This is a genomic window from Neptuniibacter sp. (genome assembly GCF_024231755.1).
GTDB lineage: Bacteria > Pseudomonadota > Gammaproteobacteria > Pseudomonadales > Balneatricaceae > Neptuniibacter.
Genome location: NZ_JAAEQH010000110.1, coordinates 1 through 16,695 on the forward strand (window position 1 = coordinate 1; position 16,695 = coordinate 16,695).

Here is a 16,695-nt window from a genome sequence, read left to right on the forward strand (position 1 = left end):
CTTCAATCACAAAGATTATAGTAACCAATACATGTGTATTGGTAGGGATATACAAATGACTCCAACAATCTGGACACCTTCAAGCTGGAGAGAAAAACCAATAGCTCAACAGCCACAATACCCTTCCGCTCAAGCCCTTGAAGAAGCCGAAAGTAAACTTCAACAAATGCCCCCTTTGGTTTTTGCAGGAGAGATCAATCAACTTAAGACCGACCTTGCCAAAGTCACTCAAGGCAGAGCTTTTCTTCTACAAGGTGGCGACTGTGCCGAGAGCTTCAGCGAATTCAGTGCCAATAAAATCCGCGATACTTTCAAAGTACTGATGCAGATGGCAGTAGTTATGACTTTCTCTGCAAGCTGCCCAGTAGTGAAAGTAGGACGTATTGCAGGCCAATATGCCAAGCCCCGTTCCGCAGACATGGAAACAATTAATGGGGTTGAGTTACCCAGCTACCGGGGCGACATCATCAACGATATAGATTTCACTAGATCCTCTCGCCAAGCAGATCCGGAGCGTTTACTAACTGCATATCACCAAGCGGCATCATCGCTCAATCTAGTACGCGCTTTTGCTAGCGGCGGTTTTGCAGATCTACATCAAGTGCACGAGTGGAATCAGCACTTTGTCAGCAACAGCCCTTTAAGCGACAAATACGAAGATCTAGCTGACCGTATAGATCAAGCGGTACGCTTTATGGAGGCTTGTGGCATTACCTCACGCAATACACCACAACTTCACGGAACAACCCTTTACACCTCCCACGAGGCATTGTTGCTCGGCTATGAGGAAGCATTGACGCGTCGCGATAGCATCTCAGGAGACTGGTATGACTGCTCGGCGCATATGCTATGGATAGGCGATCGCACACGCCAGCCTGATCACGCCCATGTAGAATTCCTAAGAGGCGTGCAAAACCCCATCGGCATCAAAGTAGGCCCAACAACAGAAGTTAGTGATCTGGAGAGATTACTTTCCATCCTCAATCCAGATAACAAAGCTGGACGAGTTACTCTTATTGCCCGCATGGGTGCAGATAAAATTACGGAGTTTCTACCACCACTGGTCCGAGCTGTTAAAGCATCAGGCCAACAGGTTATCTGGAGTTCAGATCCAATGCACGGCAATACCATCAAGGCTTCCAGCGGATATAAAACCCGCAGCGTTGATGCTGTGCTAAGAGAAATGAAAGGTTTCTTTGAGGTACATAAAGCGGAAGGCACCCATGCTGGAGGCGTTCACTTTGAGATGACAGGCCAAAACGTCACAGAGTGCATCGGCGGAGCATACCAGATCACTGAACACGATCTAGCCGAACGCTACCATACTCACTGCGACCCCCGCCTGAACGGTGAACAAGCTCTAGAACTAGCGTTTCTTATTGCAAATACGCTTAAAGCAGCGCGAAATTAAGCTATTAACCTGCCTATAAAGTGCTGAAGGAATACTCCTTGCTAGTATCTCTTTGGCACTACAATTAATCCCCAGAACTAACAAAAGATCTCTAAAGCTCGTTAGCCCAGGCCTAAACAAATGACTACCTACTTCAGTAGATAACCTAGCTCCAAAAACGAAAAAGGCCTCCCGAAGGAGGCCTTTTCAAATTTCCAGAAGGAAATGTCGAACTTAGAAGTCTACGCGGTAACCAATCAGGACTCGGTCTGAAGCATTCATCTCCGTAGCAGAACTTTCCGCTCCAGAATCAAATTCATAGATTTCTGCAAAAATACGCCCTTTACCCATAGTACGCTCTACAGCAGCAGCCCACAACTCACCTTCAACATCGTTCACTTCTTTCTGTGTAAAACGCAGTGTAACCTTAGTATTATCAGCTACTTTGTATGCACCAGAAACCTCAATAACATCCGAATCTATAGAGGTACCCACTTCACGGTCTTCATAACGGGCAGCTAACGTCAGTGCACCTGTAGTGTATTTAGCTGATAGACCTAACAGCTCACGGTCAATAGCATCGACTTCTGCAAAAGAAGCAGCCAAAGTAAGACCATTAGCATGGTATTTAGCTGCAACATTGTAACCGTCAACATCATCAGCACTGTCGTCACCTGTGCCAGCAACTACGGCACCACCAATAAACTGAAAACCATTCATTACAGGAGAAATGTATGCAACGGTGTTATCCACACGCTTGTGAGAAACAGCACCATCAGACTGGTTACCCAGAAAACCCCATTCTCCAGCAGAAGCGACCAGAGAATTCAGGACACCCGCACCTGTAGAACCCAGATTGATCCAAAGATAGTGTGGGTGGTATTGACGACCAACAAGTGCCGTACCCCAAGGGCCGGTTGCACCTAGGTAAGACAGACGCTCACCGAACATGGACTTACCTTTACCACTCAAACCATTATTGGCCGCATTAGTAGAAGCTCCGAATTGGTTGCTATCAGCAGTTGAAAGGTTTGCTTCCCAGTGAAACAGACCCTTAGTGTTTTCAAGACCTAGATCCACATCGCCTTTGATACCGATTCGTGTAGAATCATCCCTCAGATTTAGATCCTGACCATCAGCATTTTCCAAAACCACACGGAAAGAACCGTACAGAGTAGCATCAGCCTGAGCGATCATTGGAGTAGCCAGAGCGCCAGCTACAGCCAGAGCAATCAGTGACTTTTTCATCAACATTTCCCCTTCAATATATTCAACATACTAGTAGTGAATTTTATTTTTTCTTAGTATCGCTGCGTTTATACACAGCCACACCATGAAAATACTATAAAAAGAACATATTTCAAACAGTTAGATTGAAACATTTTCTTTTGAATCCCTGTGTCGGCAATTTATTTGTTTTCTTTAATTATCTGCCGACCTGCGCTGCTATACCTTAAAGCTAAGAGTAAGTCCCGAGATAAGGATCTCTATTTACTCCTTTAATACAAGACCTTAAGTAGCAAGTTACGCATAAATTTTGCGCATTACAACATACCCACAGAGCTTGTGCAACCTATTGTAGAGCGATAATACCCCCCTCCCGATGAGACAAAGGTATTACACATAAATAAATTTGATCTGAATCAAGGTAAAACCTTCACCCACTGCTGCTTTAACCGTTTTTCAGAGACAGTTTTTCGAGTTCCCAGTTGCTGAGCAAATAGCGAAACTCGATACTCCTCTATCATCCATCGAAATTCATTAAGCTCTGGATCATAAACACCTTGCTTCTGATGCTTATCCAAACGTTTTTGGTATTGATCCATAAAACCTTTTAGCTGCTCACTCCATAAACATTCTTGGCGTAAATTCCTACGGAACTTCTCTAGTCGTAGTTCAATCCCTTTTAGATAACGCGGATAGTTTTGCAATATGTCGTAGCTAACATTTTTCAGAAAGTTAGCAGCAAAAAGTTCAGACAACTGTGACTTAATGTCATTTAATACTGCCACCTCTGATAACTGCACTTTCCCTTTCAACTGTTTTTGGATGCTATGGAAAGACTGAGCCGCTTGAAACACTAACAAAAAAACCTTCTCACACTGCTCAACCAGATGGGATTTACAATGGATCAATTTCTCCGAAAAATCGTCCTGATCTCGGATCAACTGATTATCCAATTGAAGCAACTGCCGACACGCCTGCCAGATAATCTGTTTTTCCAGTTCATCTTTACTAAATACGCCTCCACTGTATAAAACAGCCTGGGTCAGGTTATTACCCTGCAATTGCTTGCGGGCAAAACGAACCTGCTCCTTCATATTTAGTAACGCTAACCGGATTATCCCATGCACCGATGTTTCTTCTGCTTCCGCTGCAGTGGTTTGTAAACACAATCGAACATTTTCACCTTCATCCGCTAAAGCCGGAAATGCATCAACTTCCATACCTGCATATTTAGTGATTTTGATAACAGGCTCTAACTGCCCAAAATCCCATTGCACAATCCCCTGCCTACCCCAGCTACTCTCCCCGGTATTGGTTAACTGCTTGCTGATTTCAGATGCGTGTTCTGCATTCAGCGCTTCCCAATCTCTCGACTCATCAAGCAAACGCCCTTTTTCATTAACCAGACGTAGGTTCATATTCAGATGAGCTGGCAGCTCCACAGCCCTCAATTCTGCAGGTTGAATTCTTATTCCTGTCATGCGCAGAAGTTGGTGTGCCAGCGCTTCATACAGATCACCCACACCAAACTCTGCTACCTGTACGAATGCATCTACATAGTTGGGCACAGGTACAAAGTGTTTTCTCTGCTGTTTAGGCAAGCCTTTAATAATCGCAGTACATTTCTCCGCCAACATGCCCGGCACTAACCATTCCATTTGCTGTTGCGGCACCGAGGTGAGCAGAGGTAGAGGAACCTGAAGTGTTACGCCATCATCACTGGTGCCAGGCTCAAAGTTATAAAACAGTTTGAGCTGCGAACTATCCCACTTGAAGTTATCAGGATAAGACTGAGCAGATACATGATCAGCCGAGCGCTGCAGGATATCTTCCTCCTGCATAAGTAGTGCCTCAGGTTGTTCTTGCTCTATCTGTTTACGCCATTTTTCAAAACCCGCCCCATTAACGATATGCTCGCCTTTCAGGGATTTGAGGCGTAGGCGATAGAATTCATAAAGCTGCTCTTCATCCACCAACAGGTCTTTACGGCGAGATTTCGCCTCTAACTCTTCGATGCCTTTCAGCAATTGTCGGTTTTTATGAATAAAAGGAGCTTTAGAAACTAACTCCCCTTCAACCAGCGCATGGCGGATAAAGATTTCATGGGAGAGTTCCTGATCTATCTTTCCGAAGCTGACTTTACGTTTGGGGATGATAATTAGGCGGTATAAAGTGACCTGTTCCGTAGCCACCACTTCAGCACGCTTTTTCTCCCAGTGTGGCTCACTGTAGCTTTTCTTAACTAAATGCGGGGCTAATTTCTCCGCCCATTGCGGTTCAATACGAGCAATGCAACGGGCATACAACTGACTGGTTTCAACCATCTCAGCTGCCATCACCCATTTCGGTGCTTTTTTATAAACAATAGAACCAGGAAAGAGGAAAAAGCGTCGATTACGAGCACCTAGATATTCTTTTTTCTCCTGTTTAAAGCCCATATGGCTAAGTAATCCCGCCATTAGCGATTTATGCACAGCCTCATATGAAGCCGGCTCATCCCGCTCAACGAACTTTTTGTCCTGCTCTTTTAACTCTTTACAGATCAAATGCAGTTGTCGGTGAGTATCTCTCCACTCACGCATCCGCATGTAAGACAGGAAATGCTTAGTACAATATTTCCTTAATTGGTTCTGACTCAGCTCCTGACGCTGTTCTTCATACAGATCCCATAGATTTACAAAGGTAAGGAAATCAGATTCCTCGTGTGCATAAGCACGATGCTTCTCATCACTGGCCTGCTGTTTTTCCTGTGGGCGCTCCCTTGGATCCTGAATACTTAATGCACTAGCAATAATGAGAAGTTCACGCAGACAATTATTACGTGAAGCTTCAATCACCATTCTGCCAAGACGAGGATCTATCGGTAGACGAGATAGCTGCCATCCAGTACGGGTGATATTGCGCTTACCATCTACCGCACCCAATTCCTGCAGCAACTTAAAGCCATCATTTACATAACGGTTATCTGGCGGGTCGACAAACGGAAATTCAGAGATATCCCCTAATTTAAGCGATAGCATCTGCAGGATTACTGCTGCCAGATTAGTGCGGCGAATCTCTGCATCGGTAAATTCTGGGCGACTGACGAAATCTTCCTCAGAATAAAGACGGATGCAGGTACCTTCAGATACTCGGCCGCAACGACCAGAGCGTTGATTAGCACTTGCCTGAGATATCGCTTCTATAGGCAAGCGCTGAACTTTCGAACGATAGCTGTACCGACTTACACGAGCCAACCCAGTATCAATAACATATTTGATCCCAGGTACGGTGAGGGACGTTTCTGCAACATTGGTTGAGAGCACTATGCGCGTGCCAACTGATCCTTTACCACGCTGAAACACTCGATTCTGTTCAGCAAGAGAAAGACGTGCATATAAAGGAAGGACATCTACATTCCTTAATTGCGCTTTGCGAAGCGTATCAGCAGTCTCCCTGATCTCCCGCTCACCCGGCAGGAATACCAGTATATCCCCCTGTGGACCTTTCCCCTGCTTTAAATCGATCTCCAGTAGTTCTTCTACCGCAGCCAAAACCCCTTGCTGCAGATCCAGCGCTTTTTCATCCTCACCTTCCATCTCATGCAGAGGGCGGTACAGAACGTCTACAGGATAAGTTCTTCCGGAAACCTCAATTACAGGCGCATTATTAAAGTGCTTAGAGAAACGCTCCAGATCTATAGTCGCGGAGGTAATGATGACTTTAAGGTCGGGGCGTTTGGGAAGAATTCGCTTGATATAACCGAGCAGAAAATCGATGTTCAGGCTTCTTTCATGGGCCTCATCGATTATCAGTACCTCATACTGCTCCAGAAAGCGATCATGTTTGGTTTCTGCCAGCAGGATACCGTCGGTCATCAGCTTGACCTGTGAGGTTTCACTCACTTGATCATGAAAACGAACCTGATAACCAACTCGTTGCCCCAGCTGAGTATCCAGCTCTTCCGCTATGCGGCTTGCTACTGTTCTAGCGGCAAGACGACGAGGTTGTGTATGACCAATCAGACCTTTACAACCCAGTCCAAGTTCAAGACAGATTTTAGGCAACTGAGTAGTTTTACCCGATCCAGTTTCACCGGCCAGGACAATGACCTGATTTTCCTGGATCGCTTTGGAGATCTCCTCACGACGAGAAGAGATAGGCAGATCTGGATAGACAATATCTGTCGATAACTTCTTCCGATTCTCTACCCACTCACAAGAAGTAACCACATCTTCAATTAACTTGGTCAGTACTTCCCCTTGGCTCTCATCTTTTAAACGATCAATACGACGCTTTAGACGAAACCGATCTGCAATTTTACAGTTACCTAATAAAGATCTGAGCTGCTGCTTACGTTGAGCCAAGTGTGTTGCCTTAAATCAAATACCAATGAGGCCGGTAATTCTAATGCATGAAACCATCCTCTTCACCTTTAATCCTCAAAGTGTATCCAGCATCTGATAATCAAAATCCGGTTACACAGAAGAAGGTAACGCCTCCGTGTAACCGATAAAGAAATCCTCGACCATTTAGTCAAGCAACAATTCAGGTGCGAAGCCTGTACAGAAATTCCCCCATAGCTGACCATTCACATAGAGAGGAATCGATATCGAGTTCATCACCTCGCCGGTATCACGTATAAAGGTCAGTAGCAGGAATGGAGAAGATTGGTTCGCGCGGCGCTGTTCTGCACGATTTGCGTTATACATTCGACGATGGCGACTAAATGTATTATCAGCAGTAAAGTCTCCCGTCATAGGTTTGGAGATTTTACTGTTATGAGCTGGACAGTAGCCGTTTTTGTCAAAGGAGCAAGCAATCACAAACTCTGGGTTTGCCGCAGTAATACTGTCGTAGATCGGCTGCATCACCTGTTCAAAAGCATCAGTGTATGATGTATCAAATTTTTCAGGCTGCTGATTAGGATTCGTACGAACATATTGCGTATCGAAGAGATTTAGTCCTCGTGTACTCAGATCCTCCAACCCAGCCTGTACCTTATCAGCACCCTCTTTTGTTTTACGCAGAATATCTTCAAAGCCACCAAAACCGATGCTGAATCGAGATAGTAGCTCCTGCATCTCTTCTGTCGCAGCTTCCAGCTCAAGCGAGTGATCAGCAGATAACCCCATCTCAGATTTAATCGTATTGGATAGAGACGTAATCTCAGTTACATGAGTATGGGTATTGTCATTGGTATAGGACAGCTCTTCGATTGCAGCACTGATCTCACTCATCTGACCACTGACCACTTCAAAGTCGGCAATCATCGACTCAAATTTCTCACTGGTTTGCGAGATATAACCATCAGTATCAGATACATAATCCATGATATTAGAGGCCCCTGAACGGGTATTCTCAACCAGCGAGACCATCTGATTAACATTCAGATCAATCTCTTGGGTAGCTTCATTTACCTTCTGCGATAAAGTACGGACCTCATCCGCTACCACTGAGAAGCCTCGACCAGCCTCACCAGCACGTGCAGCTTCGATGGAAGCGTTCAACGCCAGAAGATTGGTCTGATCAGAAAAGTCCTGCACTAGATTTAGTACTTTAAGAATATTTTCTGAGTTTTCAGACAACTGTTTTACTACCGTCTGAAAATCAGAAACCTGATGCTCAATGGCCCGCATCTGATCCTTAACATGCCGCATCTCTTCACCAGCACCACGGATCTCTTGCAGGTTTTTATCATTACTGTTGGAGATATTCTGAGTATGTTCCGCTATTCCGGAAATTGCCTGAGAGGCTTCCTGGCTTGCCTGGAAAACCTTGCTTGCCTGGTCCTCTTGAGACTCAGCAGATTGCTTAGCTTCTAAGATCACTTTCTGCAGCTGGTTAGCACTGAGAGACACCTTGACACTGCGCTGCCGAGTATCGGCAATCATCTGTTTTAAGCTATCAGAGAACATATTATAGCTTTGCGCCATCTGAGAGATTTCATCGAATGTCTGGTCTGGCAATGTGGCAGAGATATCACCATCCCGATCTTTCACCCCTCTAAGAACATGTGTCATATCCTCTATAGGTCTTAAAAAGAGATAGCGCATAAACAGAATACTGAACACACCGGCAATTATCGTAAATGCCAGAAGAAGTGAAGCGGCGCCGAATAGGGAATCACTGATAGAAACAAGCTGCTCACTTCCCTCATGCTCATTTCCCAATAAGCCATGTAATAAAGAAAGCTCCTGATACACCCAATAGCCAATCCCCATAATGATCAAGTTAGGAATCAACAGAAAGATCACATTACCCGTAATCTTCTTAGTCAGCGTATTAAAGAACGTCTTCTCGACCGCTTTATAGATACTCACAGTAATAGCCCTCTCTTATTATTTTTAGAATTAATACCAAAGTAGCAAGCAAATAATAACAACAAAAGACACGTTTTTTTACAAAAAAAACAAAAAAAGGTATCACATTACAAACAAACCTTATTTGTTACATTTTTTTACATACTAAAGTGAAGCCTAAATCCAGATAAAGAAAAGCCGTAAATCATATAAACAAACGAATAAAACCCAGAATTTTCAGATAGTTGTAAAGATTTACTTAACATATAAATCTCTCCCTTAATAACCACACAAAAGTCATGATACGCAATTTAATAATTTTTCTTGCTTTTTTGTATCACTTAAAATAACCTTTCAAAACGTCAGGCAAATGACAAGCAAGCAACATAATTACAAAAACGTATTTACGAGGTTTAGAGAACATGGCTTCACACGACAAGATCGCCAACACAATGGACATGCCACCAGCAACACCACAGCCGAATATTTATCCGCTGAGCTGGGAAACTAAAACCACCAAAGCGGAAGAAGTATGGGATGCCTCTCTGCGTGAAGCATGGAATCCTAAAGATCTGCCATGGGAAACTTTCGATGTAGAAAGCTACTCTTGGGAAGAGCGTGAAGCGATGGCTTACTGGTGGACACTGCTGTCTGTATTTGATGCTTCTGCTCCTCCAGTATTTGCTGAAGCATTCATCAAAACTTATGAAGATCACGAAGAAGACGCAATTCGTCGTTGCTTCTTCTCTGTAACGCGTGATGAACAGAACCACGAGCAGATGTGTGGTCTGGCTATCACTAAACTGCTGGAATGCAACAGCCCACTTGAGTACGAACCAAAAACTGATCTGGGTAAACGCCTGAAGCGTAACGCTGCATGGTTGTACTACAACGGTGGCCGTTACTGGAATGGTTACAAACAGGCCGTGCCAAAATACAGCCTGGCAGTACTGTTTAGCTCATTCCTGATGGGTGAGATTGCTGCAGCGACTATCTTCAAGCAGATGTCTGAAAGCTGTGAAGAGATGGTTTTCCAGGAAGCGTTCAAAAACATCGGTCGTGACGAAGGTCGTCACATGGCAATCTGCCTGACACTGATGGAGCGTGACTACCCTAACCTGTCTGACGAAGATAAAAAGGTTATCACTAAGCAGATCCGTGCGGGTTACCTGTTCCTGTCTGCAGTACTGTTCGAACCACCAGCAGAGTTCTGGGATCTGCCAGAAGACTTTATCTCTACTCAGCGTGAAGCAGAAGCAATCGCTCGTGAAGCTGGTTTCGGTATCCCAACTTACGAAGGTAAGAAAAACAACTGGCGTGAAGCTATGTTGAACCTGAAAGCGGTTCTGGATAAGTACGACACTCCATTCCCTGCAATCCCTGAAGTAGGTATCACAGGTGAAGAAGTAACTCAGGCTGACCTGGACGCTGCGGATATTATCCCAATCTTCTAAGCGCCTCAGCTATAACGGTACTCAAACAAGCCAAAGGGATCCCTTTGGCTTGTTCGTACCTGAGTTAAGAAAAATAAGCAGTCTATGTGAGCAAGTTCAGGAGAATATTATGGGTGTTGTACGATTAGCTCCTTCCGGCAAAGAAGTAGAAGCAAATGCAGGTGAAACGGTTCTGGAAACACTGGAACGTCACGGTTACGCCCTGCCGAATAACTGTCGTGCCGGTGCATGCGGCGAGTGTAAAGTTAAAGTAAATAGTGGTGAGTTCGACCAGGGTATGGTTATGGACATGGCCCTATCGAAAGATGAGCGTGCAGAGGGCTATGGCCTGATGTGTATGTGTAAGCCTCTGTCGAACGAACTTGAGATAGAATGGGGTACAGAGGATGCTCAGCCAAAACTGTTCCCACCATCAGAAAATATCCGTTTTATTGTTGTTGATCGTATAGAACGTACACCACGTATCACTGAACTAAGAATCCGCCCGGTGGGTAACCAGATGCGTTACTGGCCTGGGCAATATGTGATGGTAAATGACATTGAGCGCAAGATAACGCCGCGCTGTTATTCCATCGCTAACGCACCAACCAATGATGGTGAAATCGTTCTGCAGATCACCCGTGTACCTGAAGGCGGAACCAGTAACTGGGTACATGACAATCTGTTCCCTGGAGAAATGCTGAACGTTTCAGGTCCTTATGGCACCTTCATCGGCGATCCAAGTACTGATGGCCCTGTTCTATGTCTTGTAGCGGGTACAGGTCTGGCACCGATCCTGTCTCTGGCTGATGCTGCACTACGTCGTGGTTTTAAACAACCTGTGCACATGGTGTTCTCCGGTAAGAAAGAGGAAGATATTTACTCTCGCGGTCTGCTTGAGTTCTGGAATAAGAAACACCGCCGCTTTAAGTTTATTCCGACACTAACTCAGGAAGAGAAAGAAGGCTTTAAGCATGGCCGTATTCCAGCCATTCTTGGTGACCTTTATCCTGATCTCTCTAAATACTCAATCTATATTGCGGGAAGTCCAGAATTTGTTGATGCTTGTGCAGAAGCGTCTAAAGCTCTGGGCGCTAATGACGATATGATTCACAGCGAAGGGTTCTTTGATCAGGCCCTGCCGGTTTCTCCTGGAGAGGATCGGTTGGTTTAAGGTTTAACGCCATTTAAACCATTTCGCTGGAACAAAAAAACCTGCCATAAGGCAGGTTTTTTTATGTCCGTAACAACCCATTACCACTTCATCATCGGCAATGGATTAAGCGGGTGCTTGAGAAACCATCTCCCTGCTCGCTTGGCCAAATTTTTATGAAAACCGGCATTGGGAAATGCATCCATCACGTCTCGCAGTTTCGCGGAAGGAATCCCAAACTTAAACAGGCCAAAGGAAAAATCAACCAAATCACCTTTCCGAAAAATCTCCACCAGCGGGTACTGAGAATCGGTAAAGCGGGTAAGTTTATGGTGTTCAGATATCATCAAACTGATCTCTTCTGCCCAGCCCTCAAGTCCATTCGTTTCAAGATAGCTCATAGCAGGGGGTATCGAAGGTGGTATGTAGTCCACAGTGTTATCAATCCAGATACCTATATCGTGGAATGCAGCAGCAATCTGTAACTTCTGCTTACTCTCTTCATCTGTATCACTCAGCAATAAGCAACAGTAATACATCCGATATACGTGGTTTCTGTATCCCTCGTACTCTGTGCCTATAACTGATTTCCAACTCCCTAAAATTTCTTCCAGTAGTGGAATATTAGTTTCAATATTGTGTTTGAAATCCATATTCACCTCTAATTTAAACATGGAAAACCATAAAAAAAGGGGTTCCTGAGGAACCCCTAAAAACCAAGTATCACGCATGTGACTTGAGAGCGAAATAATCAAAGAAGCCCGATTAGATCCCTATTGATAAAAAGCGGGGCTGATCTCCAGCCCCAAAGAATCCAAGTAAGTAGAGCCATAAACTTGGAGCACTTTTGAGGAAAAGTGTTGAAACTTATTTATTGATGTTAACCACCTGAATTGTGGTGTATTCCAGAAGACCTTCCTGGCCAAACTCGACACCAAAACCAGACATCTTACAGCCACCAAATGGCGCATGAGGTAGTACTTCAGCATGTCCGTTGATCCATGCAGTACCGCACTCAAGCTGAGAGGCTATACGCTGGGCTTCATCAAGATCAGAACCCCATACCGAACCACCTAAACCATTTTCACTGGCGTTAACACGGGCGATGGCATCTTCAACATCGCTGTAGGCGATGATTGGCAGCGCAGCACCAAACTGTTCTTTATCAACCAAAGCCATACCGTCTTTTGCACCTGTCACAATTGTTGGTGCAATGAAGTAGCCCTCACCCTCAGGAATAGCTGCGGTTTCATTAATTGTTGCACCATTACTGCGTGCATCGTCGATCAGGCCATTGACCAGATCGTATTGCATCTTGTTCTGCATAGGGCCAAAAGTAACGCCCTCTTCAAAACCACTACCAACCTTCTGTTCCTTGGCAATGTTAATGAGTTTCTCTGCTAACTCATCATACTGGGATTCATGAACGTACAAGCGTTTTAGCGCCGCACAGGTCTGTCCCATATTCAGGAATGCTGTCTGGAAAATACCACCAGCAATCGCATCAAGATCAGCACCTGGTAATACGATACCGCCATCATTACCACCCAGCTCAAGGGTAAGACGCTTCAGGTTAGCCGCAGCACTACGCATGATGTGCTGACCTGTTGGTGTAGAACCCGTGAAAACAATTTTGCCAATCTTCTCATGGGAACTCATAGCAGGACCGATCTGATCCTGATCAGTCACAATATTCACAACACCTGCAGGTACAACTTCGTTTATTAGCTCAACCAAACGAAGCGTATTAAATGGTGTTAGCGGTGAAGGCTTAACAACTACCGTATTACCGGTACGCAGAGCTGGCATGATATGCCAAACCGCAATCATCAGAGGCCAGTTCCAAGGCAGAATAGAGCCTACAACACCGATAGGTTTGCGGTGCATTTCAATGCGCTTGTTTTCGCTATCTTCAACCACCTCTACAGGTACTTCAAGATCAGCGGTATAACGTGTCCAGCCAACAGAACCACCGACTTCCATCTGCGCCAGGAACATAGGTTTTCCCTGCTCCTTAACGATGATTTCTGCTAGTTCCGCAGCATTCTCTTCGATTTTATCTGCGATCTTATGTAGTAGAGCCTGGCGCTCTTCATGGGATACCAATTTCCAACTTTTAAAAGCGGCCTCAGCTGCATCCACCGCCTGATCCAACTGCGCAACAGAAGCACAAGGGCAATCAGCGAAGGGGGATGCGGTTGCCGGATCAATTACTGGAAAAGAGCCATTACCGGGTGCGACCGGCTGACCGTTAATAATCATGTTGTAGTTGTTATTCATATAAAGCGCCTAATTTTTTACTCTTGGAAACTTGCCGGGCATTACACCCGGCATTCAGAATGCAATCAGATTTCCGAAGGGGTTAGAAAGGTACGATTGCGATCATCTGAAAGTAAGTATTGGTGTCTGTATTACCCTGAACGCTAGAAGCATCATCAGGTGTATAGAAGCTCACCAGAGGACTGATAATCAGGTTCTCATTGACTACCCATTCAGCCCAAAGGTTGATCTCATCGGCATCGTTACTAGAGCCTGGGCCAGCAAATGGGTTGATAGTATCTTCAAACTTAAAGTAATGAGCACCAACTCGTAGAGTTTCGGATGGGCTAGCAACTACTGAGAGGTGGTGAATATCTGCTCCAGTGTTGTATGGGCCAGCGTAGTTACCTGCAACCTCACCCTGGAACCAAGTACCATAGCCACGAGAGAAAGCGAAGAATAGCGGATCGAAACCATCATCAAATGTGCTGTAGCGATAGCTTACCATCGGCGACCAATCTACATCAGCAAAAGTCCAGCCAGCTTCCACATACCATGCATCACCATCTTCACGGGTAGCATCACCCTGATCCTGAGATGCAAATTCAGCAGAAAGGAACAGGTTTTCAACACCGGCATTACCCTGATATCTCACGCTGACAGTTTTCTGGCCATCACGGTGAGTATTATCCAGCGCGCCTCCAAGAGCACCTGAAGGTGTAACATCCATGCCTTTGATATAGGACGCACCAAAAGTACCTACATCAGAGATGTGTTCAACATTAATACCTGCCAGTTCTGTTTCAGCCTGGGCTTTGTTATCAGACTTCAACCAGAAAACATCACCACGAATGCCCTCTTCTTGACCCAGGCGCAGGATAGCTGTCTCGCCAAATGATTTACGGCTACTACCGCCGAGCCAGTACGTACCGCCACGGTTAAGCTCAGGCGCAAAACCACTAACATCACCTAAGTTCAAACCATCATCCCAGATCAGGAAACCATCACCTAAATGGAAGCCCTGTTGACCGAAAGAAAAATCCCAGCCGTTGCCTGCTATACCAATAAACGCTTCTTCGATATCAGTTTCAGAACCTTCGTTACCGCTTGAGTTACCTGCGGCATCGCCATCACCATCTACCCACGTAGTAATTGCTGCAAGACCACCGTAGAGGGAAACGTTTTCTAGCGCTTTGTTTCCATATAGACCATAGGTTACCGCTGCTTCCTGCCATGAAGGACTAGAATCGGCGTTACCATAGGTTTCATCACTGCTGAAGTGGCCGACAAAACCGATACCGTTCAGATCAAGCGTAGTGCCATCTTTATCATAAAGATTGATAGCAGAAGCTGAACTGGTTGCCATGACAACGGCAGCTGTCAACAAGGATTTAGTGAATGTTCTTTTCATCTGGATGGTTCCTCCACCGTCACAGTCATTGCTTTTATTGTTAGTATCTACCCGGTTCTCTGTCCGGATTTTGATAACAAAAGCTTAACTGCGGGGTGTAAACCAGATTCGCGAAAGATGTCTTAATTTGTTTGCATATGTAACAGCTTGTAACAAGCGCTATAAGAAATGGCCTTACAGCACTGCTTTCTGTTGTTTCAGCCAGTTTATAAACATCTGCTGCTGCCGTGGATCAGGGTAGGTTTCCGCCAGTTCCTGTAAGAAAGCACCACTACTAAAATGTTGCTTATAGAGCTCAACCACGGGTGCCAACGGTAAGCCTGACAGGTGCCAGATACCCAGTAGTTGATCAGGCGTAATCACGACATCTGCCAGATCAACAAATCCATTTTGGATAACCGGTCGTTTAGCTACCTGAACCTGATCGATATCCGGATCAAGGTGAATAGGTTGATCATCAGGCCACTGACGTCTGACCTGCCAGAATGGCTGATCTCTCCACTGTTCTTCCATGGCGTAGAAATCACGGCCAATTCGTGCAAAACGATAGAACAGTTCCGTAATACGTAACTGATGGAATTGTTGAGCTAATCTAGCTTTATGAGGCTTAGCTAGCAGTGTATTAATCACTGCAGGAGCTTGGAGAGATGAAGAAAGGGTCTGGAATATGCCATTCCCAGAGAGAGGATCAACCGACATTGCCGCATCCCCTACTCTGATCCAGTTATCCCCTATAGCCTCTTCACAGAGAATAGGTGTACTGGTTCGGGCATGGATCTCACCGGTAGGTAGTGCCTGATCAAGGAAAGGTTGCGCTTGGGTTAGAGTTTCCAACTTTTCATTACAAAACTCGACTAAACGAGATTTCTCTGGCAATACACTGCTTTTCACATCAAATGTAAGCTGGAGATAACGTCGCCCTCTCCCATCTGATGCAAACCAACCCCAACCATTTTCAAAACTCTGTACAGCAGAACTCAAAGGTAGTTCCGCCCCCTGCCAATACTGCAATAGGGATACTGTTTCAGCACCACGTAGACGTTTCAGTTTTGCCGAAGGAGCAGCTCGCCCTCGTGCCTCTACAATAAAATCGGCCTGTAAAATAATCGGATCGCCAGCGGTACCCACCTCTATTTCATGGCCAAACTCAGCACTTTTGACATCAACAACACGGCCTTGAATAACGTGAATACCTTGAATAGCCAGATCCATCATCAACGCTTTATCAAACTCTGCACGATCAATCAGACGTTCCGTATTCGCCTGGTTGCTCTGGCCATTCCAGGTAACAAAACGGGCGCTGGGTTCAGGGAGTTTTCTAAGAGCATGATCAAAACCAGCCCCACGCAATCCTTCAACTACACGCTCAGAGATCCCCTCCATCGCACGAAAAGGGCGTGCTTCAGCTACAACGGTGACCTGCTGATAACCCAGCTTCTGCAGACCCAGAGCAACTGCTGCACCCGAGGGCCCACCTCCTAGAATAACGATTTCACGTTGCTGAGCTATCATATCTCGCACCACCTACATAGATCATGAAA

The 16,695-nt window shown here is 45.4% G+C and carries 10 protein-coding genes; 3 read left to right on the top strand and 7 right to left on the bottom strand.

Features of this window, described 5'->3' with window-relative positions; translation table 11 throughout:
- Window positions 1-55 precede the first annotated feature (55 nt).
- Window positions 56-1,411, top strand: coding sequence for a class II 3-deoxy-7-phosphoheptulonate synthase (locus GY843_RS05800; RefSeq protein ID WP_297307489.1), 1,356 nt, complete (start codon window positions 56-58; stop codon window positions 1,409-1,411).
- 213 nt (window positions 1,412-1,624) lie between these two features.
- Here the strand turns inward: GY843_RS05800 and GY843_RS05805 are convergent, their stop codons facing one another.
- The 3 genes from GY843_RS05805 to GY843_RS05815 form a co-directional block, all read right to left on the bottom strand.
- Window positions 1,625-2,638, bottom strand: a complete 1,014-nt coding sequence (locus GY843_RS05805; RefSeq protein WP_297307453.1) for a porin — start codon at window positions 2,636-2,638, stop codon at window positions 1,625-1,627.
- Between the two features lie 395 nt (window positions 2,639-3,033).
- Window positions 3,034-6,963, bottom strand: a complete 3,930-nt coding sequence (gene hrpA, locus GY843_RS05810) for an ATP-dependent RNA helicase HrpA (protein ID WP_297307455.1) — start codon at window positions 6,961-6,963, stop codon at window positions 3,034-3,036.
- A 165-nt stretch (window positions 6,964-7,128) separates the two neighbouring features.
- Window positions 7,129-8,919, bottom strand: a complete 1,791-nt coding sequence (locus tag GY843_RS05815) for a methyl-accepting chemotaxis protein (RefSeq protein WP_297307458.1) — start codon at window positions 8,917-8,919, stop codon at window positions 7,129-7,131.
- 401 nt (window positions 8,920-9,320) lie between these two features.
- On the opposite strand from GY843_RS05815, the gene GY843_RS05820 reads away from it, so the two are divergent.
- Both GY843_RS05820 and GY843_RS05825 read left to right on the top strand, forming a co-directional pair.
- A complete protein-coding gene (locus GY843_RS05820; RefSeq protein WP_297307461.1) occupies window positions 9,321-10,352 on the top strand; it encodes a hypothetical protein in 1,032 nt (343 codons plus the stop codon).
- A gap of 109 nt (window positions 10,353-10,461) precedes the next feature.
- On the top strand, window positions 10,462-11,505 hold the full coding sequence (locus tag GY843_RS05825; RefSeq protein ID WP_297307463.1) for a 2Fe-2S iron-sulfur cluster-binding protein: 1,044 nt from the start codon (window positions 10,462-10,464) through the stop codon (window positions 11,503-11,505).
- A gap of 80 nt (window positions 11,506-11,585) precedes the next feature.
- On the opposite strand, the gene GY843_RS05830 is transcribed toward GY843_RS05825, so the two are convergent.
- From GY843_RS05830 to GY843_RS05845, 4 genes are all read right to left on the bottom strand, one after another.
- Complete coding sequence (locus GY843_RS05830) at window positions 11,586-12,215, bottom strand: hypothetical protein (protein ID WP_297307465.1); 630 nt, start codon at window positions 12,213-12,215, stop codon at window positions 11,586-11,588.
- 136 nt (window positions 12,216-12,351) lie between these two features.
- Window positions 12,352-13,764, bottom strand: a complete 1,413-nt coding sequence (locus GY843_RS05835; protein ID WP_297307467.1) for an aldehyde dehydrogenase family protein — start codon at window positions 13,762-13,764, stop codon at window positions 12,352-12,354.
- Between the two features lie 82 nt (window positions 13,765-13,846).
- Window positions 13,847-15,154 (bottom strand): hypothetical protein, encoded by a 1,308-nt coding sequence (locus GY843_RS05840; protein WP_297307468.1) that lies wholly within the window; start codon window positions 15,152-15,154, stop codon window positions 13,847-13,849.
- 174 nt (window positions 15,155-15,328) lie between these two features.
- The gene (locus GY843_RS05845) at window positions 15,329-16,666 is read right to left on the bottom strand and encodes an FAD-dependent monooxygenase (protein ID WP_297307471.1); all 1,338 of its coding nucleotides are present in this window, start codon (window positions 16,664-16,666) and stop codon (window positions 15,329-15,331) included.
- Window positions 16,667-16,695 lie beyond the last annotated feature (29 nt).

Bases quoted from the DNA above. Each gene is read 5' to 3' on its own strand.
- GY843_RS05800 (WP_297307489.1), top strand. From the start codon at position 56: ATGACTCCAACAATCTGGACACCTTCAAGCTGGAGAGAAAAACCAATA.
- GY843_RS05835 (WP_297307467.1), bottom strand. From the start codon at position 13,764: ATGAATAACAACTACAACATGATTATTAACGGTCAGCCGGTCGCACCC.
- GY843_RS05820 (WP_297307461.1), top strand. From the start codon at position 9,321: ATGGCTTCACACGACAAGATCGCCAACACAATGGACATGCCACCAGCA.
- GY843_RS05845 (WP_297307471.1), bottom strand. From the start codon at position 16,666: ATGATAGCTCAGCAACGTGAAATCGTTATTCTAGGAGGTGGGCCCTCG.
- GY843_RS05805 (WP_297307453.1), bottom strand. From the start codon at position 2,638: ATGAAAAAGTCACTGATTGCTCTGGCTGTAGCTGGCGCTCTGGCTACT.
- GY843_RS05825 (WP_297307463.1), top strand. From the start codon at position 10,462: ATGGGTGTTGTACGATTAGCTCCTTCCGGCAAAGAAGTAGAAGCAAAT.
- GY843_RS05830 (WP_297307465.1), bottom strand. From the start codon at position 12,215: ATGCGTGATACTTGGTTTTTAGGGGTTCCTCAGGAACCCCTTTTTTTA.
- GY843_RS05840 (WP_297307468.1), bottom strand. From the start codon at position 15,154: ATGAAAAGAACATTCACTAAATCCTTGTTGACAGCTGCCGTTGTCATG.